Origin of the sequence: Actinoallomurus purpureus, from assembly GCF_024055795.1 — a bacterium.
Lineage (GTDB): Bacteria > Actinomycetota > Actinomycetes > Streptosporangiales > Streptosporangiaceae > Actinoallomurus > Actinoallomurus purpureus.
The window spans coordinates 1-3435 of the sequence record NZ_JAMXMY010000049.1 but is presented as its reverse complement, the minus strand read 5'-3'; the positions used below and the strand labels follow the sequence as shown (position 1 = coordinate 3435).

The 3435-nt window shown below is 57.0% G+C and carries 2 rRNA genes; both read left to right on the top strand.

Going from position 1 to position 3435, the window contains the following annotated elements:
• The first annotated feature begins 95 nt into the window (after positions 1-95).
• Positions 96-3228 (top strand): 23S ribosomal RNA (locus NE236_RS43125).
• Positions 3229-3328: 100 nt separating this feature from the next.
• A 5S ribosomal RNA gene (rrf, locus tag NE236_RS43120) occupies positions 3329-3435 on the top strand; the annotation flags it as partial.

The following is a 3435-nucleotide window of genomic DNA, read 5'->3' as shown; positions in this document are numbered from 1 at the left end:
GGTTGGTGGTTTGGTGGTGGCTGGGGGTTGGTTCTGTCCGTGTTTTGAGAACTGCATAGTGAACGCGAGCATCTTGTTCTTGTAGATTTTTGTGTGTTCAAGTTTTTTAGGGCACACGGTGGATGCCTTGGCACCAGGAGCCGATGAAGGACGTGGGAGCCTGCGATATGCCCCGGGGAGTTGGCAACCGAGCGTTGATCCGGGGATTTCCGAATGGGGAAACCTAGCACTCGTCATGGGGTGTTGCCTCCGTCTGAATTGATAGGGCGGTTGGTGGTAACGCGGGGAAGTGAAACATCTCAGTACCCGCAGGAAGAGAAAACAACAGTGATTCCCTGAGTAGTGGTGAGCGAAAGGGGATGAGGCTAAACCATGCGCGTGTGATAGCCGGTGGGCGTTGCGTGTGTGGGGTTGTGGGAACGTTCTTGCCCGGACCACCGTTTGGGCGTGGAGTGATAAAGCAGCGGGGTAGTCGAATGATCTGGGATGGTCGACCGTAGTCGGTGAGAGTCCGGTAGGCGAAATCTCGTTGTCTCCATTGAGCGTTTTCCCGAGTAGCACGGGGCCCGTGAAATCTCGTGTGAATCTGCCAGGACCACCTGGTAAGCCTGAATACTCCCTGGTGACCGATAGCGGACTAGTACCGTGAGGGAAAGGTGAAAAGTGCCCCGGTGAGGGGTCGTGAAATAGTACCTGAAACCGTGTGCCTACAAGCCGTCAGAGCTCCCGCATCATTTGTGGTGTGGTGTGATGGCGTGCCTTTTGAAGAATGAGCCTGCGAGTTATGGTGTGTGGCGAGGTTAACCCGTGTGGGGGAGCCGTAGCGAAAGCGAGTCTGAATAGGGCGTTTTTAGTCGCATGCTGTAGACCCGAAGCGGAGTGATCTACCCATGGGCAGGTTGAAGCGCGGGTAAGACCGTGTGGAGGACCGAACCCACCAGGGTTGAAAACCTGGGGGATGACCTGTGGGTAGGGGTGAAAGGCCAATCAAACTCCGTGATAGCTGGTTCTCCCCGAAATGCATTTAGGTGCAGCGTCATGTGTTTCTTGCCGGAGGTAGAGCTACTGGATGGCCTAGGGGGCCTACAAGCTTACTGAAGTCAGCCAAACTCCGAATGCCGGTAAGTGAAGCGTGGCAGTGAGACTGCGGGCGATAAGGTTCGTAGTCGAGAGGGAAACAGCCCAGATCACCGGCTAAGGCCCCTAAGCGTGTGCTAAGTGGTAAAGGATGTGGAGTTGCCGTGACAACCAGGAGGTTGGCTTAGAAGCAGCCACCCTTGAAAGAGTGCGTAATAGCTCACTGGTCAAGTGATTCCGCGCCGACAATGTAGCGGGGCTCAAGCACATCGCCGAAGCCGTGGCATTCCAACAATACCCAGGCGTACTTGTACGTCCAGGGGTTGGGATGGGTAGGGGAGCGCCGCGCCACCAGAGAAGCATCGGAGTGATCCAGGTGTGGAGGTGGCGCGGGTGAGAATGCAGGCATGAGTAGCGAATGAGGGGTGAGAAACCCCTCCGCCGGATGACCAAGGGTTCCTGGGGCAGGCTAATCCGCCCAGGGTAAGTCGGGACCTAAGGCGAGGCCGCGAGGCGTAGTCGATGGACAACGGGTTGATATTCCCGTACCCGCTGACACGCGCCCATGCTGAACCCATTGATACTAACCTTCTTAACTTTGCTTGGTTCCTTCGGGAGTCTTGCCAGAGGGCGGTTGGGACCTGAGGTGGTAGTAGGTAAGTGATGGGGTGACGCAGGAGGGTAGCTCAACCCAGGCGATGGTTGTTCCTGGGGTAAGCATGTAGGGCGTGTCATAGGTAAATCCGTGGCGCATTAAGCCTGAGATGTGATGCCGAGCCGATTTAGGCGAAGTGAGTGATCCCATGCTGCCGAGAAAAGCCTCTAGCGAGTGTGTCGGCGGCCCGTACCCGAAACCGACTCAGGTGGTCAGGTAGAGAATACCAAGGCGATCGGGTGAACTGTGGTTAAGGAACTCGGCAAATTGCCCCCGTAACTTCGGAAGAAGGGGGGCCCCTGCTGGTGACCGGACTGGCTCCGTGGAGCTGGTGGGGGTCGCAGATACCAGGGGGAAGCGACTGTTTACTAAAAACACAGGTCCGTGCGAAGTCGTAAGACGCTGTATACGGACTGACGCCTGCCCGGTGCCGGAACGTTAAGGGGACCGGTTAGTGCCTTCGGGTGCGAAGCTGAGAACCTAAGCGCCGGTAAACGGCGGTGGTAACTATAACCATCCTAAGGTAGCGAAATTCCTTGTCGGGTAAGTTCCGACCTGCACGAATGGCGTAACGACTTCCCCACTGTCTCAACCACAGGCCCGGTGAAATTGCACTACGAGTAAAGATGCTCGTTACGCGCAGCAGGACGGAAAGACCCCGGGACCTTCACTATAGCTTGGCATTGGCGTTTGGAGCGTCTTGTGTAGGATAGGTGGGAGACTGTGAAGCCGTCACGCCAGTGGCGGTGGAGTCGTTGGTGAAATACCACTCTGGTCGTTTCGAGCGTCTAACCCGCGCCCGTGTATCCGGGTGGGGGACAGTGCCTGGTGGGTAGTTTAACTGGGGCGGTTGCCTCCCAAAGAGTAACGGAGGCGCCCAAAGGTTCCCTCAGCCTGGTTGGCAATCAGGTGTTGAGTGCAAGGGCACAAGGGAGCTTGACTGTGAGACAGACATGTCGAGCAGGTGCGAAAGCAGGGCCTAGTGATCCGGCACCGACGTGTGGAAGTGGTGTCGCTCAACGGCTAAAAGGTACCCCGGGGATAACAGGCTGATCTTGCCCAAGAGTCCATATCGACGGCAAGGTTTGGCACCTCGATGTCGGCTCGTCGCATCCTGGGGCTGGAGTAGGTCCCAAGGGTTGGGCTGTTCGCCCATTAAAGCGGCACGCGAGCTGGGTTTAGAACGTCGCGAGACAGTTCGGTCCCTATCCGCTGTGCGCGTAGGAGACTTGCGAGGGTCTGTCCCTAGTACGAGAGGACCGGGACGGACGAACCTCTGGTGTGCCAGTTGTACCGCCAGGTGCATGGCTGGTTGGCTACGTTCGGTCGGGATAACCGCTGAAAGCATCTAAGCGGGAAGCCTTCCTCCAGATGAGGTCTCCCAACCCTTTGTGGTTGTAAGGCCCCCAGCTAGACGACTGGGTTGATAGGCCGGAGATGGAAGCACCGTAAGGTGTGGAGTTGACCGGTACTAATAGGCCGAGTGGCTTGACACACACATAATCCTGCAAGGTTTGTTGCGTGATGTTCGCGTTCACTGTGCGGTTCCCGGAACACGGCCGGGAATCAGACCCCGAGACCGGTTCTGTTAATCGTTTCGGTGGTTATGGCGAGAGGGAAACACCCGGTCCCATTCCGAACCCGGAAGTTAAGCCTTTCAGCGCCGATGGTACTGCACTGGAGACGGTGTGGGAGAGTAGGAC